Below are 6135 nucleotides of genomic sequence, written 5' to 3'. Positions count from 1 at the left end.
CTCGGGTTCGCCGTCGGAGACGCGGGCGCCGATGCCGAGGGCGCCGACGTCGGGGAGGGCGACGGCGAGGCGGATGCCGTGGCTGTGGCCGACGCCGTGCTCGTTGGCGTCGAGGTCGCACTGGGAGCGGCGCTCGCCGTCGGTGTCGCGGTCGGCACCGTGCTCGCGCTCTGCGCCGGTGTCGCGGTCGCCGTGCCACCGCCGCCCAGCATGAGGAGTGCGAGGAGTGCGGCTGAGGCCGCGCGTCGGTTCATCGGGTTCGTCCCAGGGCTGCTCGTCGTCGGACACGGACTGTGCCACTCTGGCACAGCCGGGCGCCCCGCACCCCGCCTTCGGGCCTGGCCACGCCGCTCGGTAGGCTCCACGCATGCCCCAGCCCACGGTCGCCGTCGTCGGCGGCGGTCAGCTCGCCCGGATGATGCAGCAGGCCGCCATCGGCCTCCAGGTCCACCTCGTCGCCCTCGTCGAGGACCCGGGCTCGGCGACCGCGCAGGTCGTCCCCGACTCGGTGGTCGGCGCGGCGTCCGACGGCGAGGCGCTCACCGCGATCGCCTCTCGCGCCGACGTGCTCACCTTCGAGCACGAGCACGTCCCGAACGACGTCCTCGCCGCGATCCGCGCGGCGGGCCACGCCGTCGAGCCCGGACCCGAGGCCCTCCTGCACGCGCAGGACAAGATCGCCATGCGCGAGCGGCTCACCGCGCTGGACGTTCCGTGCCCGCGCTGGGCCGTCGCACGCACGCCGGATGACGTGGCCGCGTTCGGCGCGCGCGTCGGCTGGCCCGTGGTCGCCAAGACTCCTCGCGGCGGGTACGACGGCAAGGGCGTCGCGATCGTGCACGACGGCGAGCAGGTCCCCTTCCCGATGGGCCCGGACACCCCGGTGCTGCTGGAGGAGCGTGTGCCGTTCACCCGCGAGCTCGCGGCCCTGGTCGCGCGTCGGCCGAGCGGGGAGATGCGCACCTGGCCGGTCGTGCAGACCATCCAGCGCGACGGCGTGTGCGCGGAGGTCCTCTCCCCTGCACCCGACCTCGACCCCAGCACCGCCCGCGCCGCCGAGGGGATCGCTCGCCTCGTGGCGGAGGGCCTCGGCGTGACCGGGGTGCTCGCCGTCGAGCTCTTCCTCGAGGAGGGCGAGGAGCACGGCGGCCGCCTCAGCGTGAACGAGCTCGCCATGCGGCCGCACAACTCCGGGCACGTGACCATCGACGCCCACACGACGTCCCAGTTCGAGCAGCACCTGCGAGCCGTGCTCGACCTGCCGCTCGGCGCGACCGATCAACGTGAGCGCGTCGCCGTGATGGCCAACCTTCTGGGCTCGGAGCTCGCCGAGCCCACCACCGCGTATCCCGCGCTCATGGCGGAGCTGCCTGGTGTCAAGGTGCACCTGTACGGCAAGGAGGTCAGGCCGGGCCGCAAGCTCGGTCACGTCACCGCCGTGGGGGACGACCTCGACATGGCCCGCGCGCAGGCCGCGCGCGCCGTCGCCCTGCTGTCCGGAGAGGACTGACATGTCGCAGCCGAATCCCACCCCCGCCGCCGCGGGGAGTTCCGCCGGCGATCCCGTCCAGCCGCTCGTCGGCATCGTCATGGGTTCGGACTCGGACTGGCCCACGATGGAGGCAGCCGCCCTGGCGCTCGCCGAGTTCGACGTGCCGGTCGAGGTCGACATCGTCTCGGCGCACCGCATGCCGACCGAGATGATCGAGTACGGACGTTCCGCCGCCGATCGTGGGCTGCGCGTCATCATCGCGGGGGCGGGCGGAGCCGCCCACCTGCCCGGGATGCTGGCCGCGGTGACCCCGCTCCCGGTCATCGGCGTCCCCGTGCCGCTGCGGCACCTCGACGGGATGGACTCGCTCCTGTCGATCGTGCAGATGCCGGCGGGCGTGCCGGTGGCCACGGTCTCGATCGGCGGAGCGCGGAACGCCGGCCTGCTCGCGTTGAGAATCCTTGCCGCCGGCGGCGACTCACTCGCGGCGCGCCTGCGCCCCGCGATGGAGGCGTTCCAGGCGGACCTCGCCGACGTCGCCCGCGCCAAGGGCGCGAAGCTGCGGCAGGGACGCACGCAGGCGACCGGGTTCAGCGCGGGCTGAGCCCGTCAGACCCGTCGGGCTGAGCCGAGTCGCTCGGGGTCTGCCGGCAACCGGGCTCAGGCGGCCTTGGTCCGCTCGATCTCCTCCACGCGCGCCAGGTGCCGGTTGCGAACGTGCCGGAACGTCCAGAGCTTGTTGACGAGGAAGTTCACGGGCATCGTCACGACGATGGTGATGAGCTGCGCCCAGTACTCACGCGAGTGCAGGCCGGCGTCCTCGTGGAACCAGTCCGAGGCGAGGTAGATCGGCGAGGTCGGGTTGGTGAGCGCGACCTTGAGGAACAGCCCCACGAACGCCGCCACGCTGCCGACCAGGAGGAACGGGCCGAACTCCTGCAGCCACGGGGCCCGGTTCGCGGACCGGAACGTCCACGACCGGTTGAGCTGGAAGTTGAAGAGGTTCGCCACGAGGAACCCGACGATCCACACGAGCGACGTGAAGCGCACGTTGAAGTCGGTGCCCGGGATCGCGAAGAGCACGTCCTGGGCGTTCGCGGTGCCGCCGTTGGCCTTGTTCATCACCACGGCGACGGCCATGTTGACTCCGACGCCCGCCCCACCCACGAGGCCGAACTTCACGAACTGGCGCAGGGCGCGGACCGCGCGGGCCCCGGTCGTCAGCGCAAGCGGAGGGGAAACCGCAGTGGAAGGGTCTGGTGTCGACATGGCGCGCTGAGTCTAGTCCGCCGCGCTGCGAGGCAGTCCGTGGTCCAGACTCACCGCATCGTGGCCGCTGCCCGCGCCTCAGGGCCGCCGGCGCCGCCGTCCGACCGCCACCAGCGCCCCCGGCGGCAGCACCCGGTCCGGATCGAGCTGGGTGGGCACGGCGCTGAGGAAGATCTGGAAAACCGCGGGCGCCGCCTGCGCGAGCTCGAGCTTCCCGCCGTCGGAGGCCACGAGGTCGCGCGCCAGCGCGAGCCCGAGCCCGGTGCTCGAGCCGCCGGAGACCGACCGCTCGAAGATCCGCGGTGCGAGATCCGGCGCCACGCCGTCGCCCTCGTCGCTCACCTCGATCACCACCCGCTGACGGGTTGACGCCGCGCGGCAGGACACCCGCGTCGTGCCGGCCCCGTACTTGAGCGAGTTCTCCAGGAGCGTGGCGAGCACCTGGGCGAGCGCGCCGGGCGTGGCGAGCACCGACGTCGTGCCCGCGTCCTCGAACACGAGGGTGCGCCGCGCCTTCGTGTAGGTGGGCCCCCACTCGTCGTTCTGCTGGTCGAAGACCTCGCGCAGGTGCACGACCTGCGTGGTGCCGCCGGCCTGCTTGCGCGAGGAGGACAGGAGGTCGTCGACCACTCCGACGAGGCGCTCGACCTGCTCCAGCGCGACCCGTGCCTCCTCGCTCACCTCCTCGTCATGACTCATCAGCTGGATCTCCTCCAGCCGCATCGACAGCGCCGTCAGCGGCGTGCGCAGCTGGTGGGAGGCGTCCGCGCTGAACTGCCGCTCGGCGGCGAGCCGGGCCGCGAGCCGGTCGGACGTGCGGCCGAGCTCGGCGGCGACCAGGTCGATCTCCTCGATTCCGGTCTCGGCCATCCGGGGTCGCACCTGGCCCGAGCCGAGCTGCTCGGCCGACGCGGCGAGATAGATGAGGGGCGCGGCGAGCCGGCGCGCCTGGAAGCGCGCCAGGGCGACGGCGGCGGCCGCCGCGACGCCGGAGGCGAACGCGACGAAGACGACCACCTCGCCCATCCGCCACGCAACGGCGTTCCCGGAGATCCCGACCCAGACCTCCGCACCCGAGGCGGTGGTGATCTTCCGCGCGACCTGCTGGGTCGGCAGCTCGGGGCCGACCGTCACGACCGAGCCGCGCGGCGGGGTCACGACGATCCGCATGGGCAGCTCGTTGCCGTCCGACACCCAGTCCATGAGCAGGTCTTCGGTGACCGGCTCGTTGATCGCGACGCGGCGCTCGACGGCGCGCGCCACCGCCTGGGCGCGCACCTCGAGGTTGCCCTCGATGCCACGCCGGACCGTCAGCGCCGAGAGCACCGCGACGGGGACGCCGATGAGCACGATCGCGACGAGCACCGAGGCGACCGTCGCCTGGAGGAATTTGCGCTGCACCGTTCCTCCCGGATGAGTCGCCTCGGCGCGGCGGACTACGCCGCCGCGTTCTCGAACCGGAAGCCCATCCCGCGCACGGTGGAGATGTACCGCGGCGAGCCGGCGTCGTCGCCGAGCTTGCGGCGCAGCCACGACACGTGCATGTCGAGCGTCTTGGTCGAGCCCGACGGGTCCGAGGCCCACACCTCGCGCATGAGCGCGTCCCGGGAAACCACCGAACCGGCCTCGCGGACCAGCACCCGGAGGAGGTCGAACTCCTTGGCTGTCAGCTGCAACTCGCGCTCGCCCTGGAACGCGCGGTGCGCGCTGACGTCCACCCGGACGTTCTGGGCGACCAGCTCGTCGGCGTCCTCGCCCTCGACGCCGGCCCGGCGCAGCAGCGCACGCACGCGCGCGAGCAGCTCGGCGAGGCGGAACGGCTTGGTCACGTAGTCGTCGGCCCCGGCGTCCAGGCCGACGACGAGGTCGACCTCGTCGGCGCGGGCCGTGAGCACGAGGATCGGGGTCGAGAGGCCCTGGCTGCGGATCCAGCGGGCGACGTCGAGCCCGTCCATGTCCGGCAGACCGAGGTCGAGCACGAAGAGGTCGGCGCTGTGCGCGCCGTCGATGGCGCCGCGTCCGGTCCCGTGGACGGACACGTCGTACCCCTCGCGAGTCAGGGCGCGAGCGAGGGGCTCGGCGATGGCCGGGTCGTCTTCAGCGAGCAGCACCTTGGTCACCCGGCGATCCTAGTGCAATCGACTCACCAAGTCTGGCTGTGGTCCGGGTATGGTCCCGTCGCGCGCCTCACTCGACGTCGGGCGCCCCGCCCGGTTCTCCGGTTCGCCGGAGCAGGTACGGCGACACCGCGCCGATTCCGTGCACCTGGGCGGGCGGGAGCGCCTCGGCCACGAAGCCCTCGATACCCGGCTCGTGCTCGGCGACGGCCCACGTGACCTCGTCCGTGAGGAGCTGGCCGGCGTGCGCGAGGTCGGCCAGACGCGCCGCGAGGTTGACCGTCGGGCCGTACACGTCTCCGGACCGGGACAGCACCCGGCCCCACGTGAGCGCGCCGTGCACCTGGATGGGGACGGCGCCCTCCCGGAAGGTGTCCCGCAGCGCGAACGCGACCGCGAGGCACGTGCCGAGGTCGTCGGACACGAACATCACGCCGTCGCCCAGCGTCTTGACCACGCGCGCGCCCAGCTCGGTGACGACGTCGCGGGCGCGCCCGTCGAACTCCTGCACGAGCGCGCTCAGCTCCGCCGCACCGAGGTGCGCGGTCCGCTGCGTGTAGGACACGACGTCGATGAACCCGATCGCGCGCTCCAGCGGCAGCTCGTCGCCGAGATCGGCCATCCCGGCCCGGCCCACCGAGCGCTCGGTGCGCGTGAGCAGTGCGAGCAGGTGGCGGCGCCACGCGTGGCTCTGCAGGGCCACGAGCGCGTCGATCGTCTGGTCGATGGTGTCCAGCACGACAAGCCTGGCGGACACGTTGTCGAGCACGTAGCGCCGCTCGGCGTCCTCGACGAGGGCCTCGACCTGCCACAGCGACAGGCGGTCCGCCGAGTGCGCGGCGGCCCGGATCAGGGTGCGGAACGCGCCCTCGGACAGCTCCGCCTTCTCCAGCAGCGTGAGCGCCGACCGCAGCGCGTCCGCGTCGGCGTGCGTGAACACCCGGCTCGACGCCGGCTCCCCCGCGAAGCCCAGCGCCCGCCAGAACTGCAGCACGCGGGCGGCGCTAGTGCCGACCAGCCGGGCGACGTCGTACGCGTCCAGGCGGGGCAGCTCGCCGAGCAGGGCGAGCGTCTGGCGCTCGAGGGTGCGCCGACCCTCGTCGGCCGCCTCGACCGCGTCCTGCGCGACGGCGGGCGACACGGCGTCCTCGGCCGCGCTGCCGGGGGCGTCACCGGCGCCCGCACCGGGCCCGTCGGTCCCGGCATCGACGCTGCCGGGCAGCCCGTTCACGTCGTCCACGGCCCCGACCCTACCCG

Annotated in this window: 7 protein-coding genes; 2 read left to right on the top strand and 5 right to left on the bottom strand. The window is 73.4% G+C overall.

The features are described from left to right. Window positions 1-288, bottom strand: a 288-nt coding sequence (locus FH969_RS10980; protein ID WP_139987260.1) for a hypothetical protein, incomplete at its 3' end; no start/stop codon positions are given. A gap of 79 nt (window positions 289-367) precedes the next feature. Here FH969_RS10980 and FH969_RS10975 point away from each other — a divergent pair. Together FH969_RS10975 and purE are read left to right on the top strand one after the other, a co-directional pair. After that, window positions 368-1510 carry a 5-(carboxyamino)imidazole ribonucleotide synthase gene (locus FH969_RS10975; RefSeq protein WP_139987259.1) on the top strand — a complete coding sequence of 381 codons (1143 nt, stop codon included), beginning with the start codon at window positions 368-370 and terminating at the stop codon, window positions 1508-1510. A gap of 1 nt (window position 1511) precedes the next feature. Then, window positions 1512-2096 (top strand): 5-(carboxyamino)imidazole ribonucleotide mutase, encoded by a 585-nt coding sequence (gene purE, locus FH969_RS10970; protein WP_139987258.1) that lies wholly within the window; start codon window positions 1512-1514, stop codon window positions 2094-2096. A 56-nt stretch (window positions 2097-2152) separates the two neighbouring features. On the opposite strand, the gene FH969_RS10965 is transcribed toward purE, so the two are convergent. The 4 genes from FH969_RS10965 to FH969_RS10950 form a co-directional block, all read right to left on the bottom strand. Continuing rightward, the gene (locus tag FH969_RS10965) at window positions 2153-2761 is read right to left on the bottom strand and encodes a GtrA family protein (protein WP_108717980.1); all 609 of its coding nucleotides are present in this window, start codon (window positions 2759-2761) and stop codon (window positions 2153-2155) included. 78 nt (window positions 2762-2839) lie between these two features. Next, complete coding sequence (locus FH969_RS10960; RefSeq protein ID WP_139987257.1) at window positions 2840-4162, bottom strand: ATP-binding protein; 1323 nt, start codon at window positions 4160-4162, stop codon at window positions 2840-2842. 35 nt (window positions 4163-4197) lie between these two features. Continuing rightward, entirely contained in the window at window positions 4198-4881 is a 684-nt protein-coding gene (locus FH969_RS10955) for a response regulator transcription factor (protein WP_108717982.1), read from the bottom strand. Between the two features lie 67 nt (window positions 4882-4948). Continuing rightward, the gene (locus FH969_RS10950) at window positions 4949-6118 is read right to left on the bottom strand and encodes an adenylate/guanylate cyclase domain-containing protein (RefSeq protein ID WP_139987256.1); all 1170 of its coding nucleotides are present in this window, start codon (window positions 6116-6118) and stop codon (window positions 4949-4951) included. Window positions 6119-6135 lie beyond the last annotated feature (17 nt).

This window comes from Miniimonas arenae (assembly GCF_006351005.1).
GTDB lineage: Bacteria > Actinomycetota > Actinomycetes > Actinomycetales > Beutenbergiaceae > Miniimonas > Miniimonas arenae.
Note: the sequence above shows the minus strand (reverse complement) of the source record. Positions and strands in the feature narration are given on the sequence as shown.

Bases quoted from the DNA above. Each gene is read 5' to 3' on its own strand.
- FH969_RS10975 (WP_139987259.1), top strand. From the start codon at position 368: ATGCCCCAGCCCACGGTCGCCGTCGTCGGCGGCGGTCAGCTCGCCCGG.
- purE (WP_139987258.1), top strand. From the start codon at position 1,512: ATGTCGCAGCCGAATCCCACCCCCGCCGCCGCGGGGAGTTCCGCCGGC.
- FH969_RS10965 (WP_108717980.1), bottom strand. From the start codon at position 2,761: ATGTCGACACCAGACCCTTCCACTGCGGTTTCCCCTCCGCTTGCGCTG.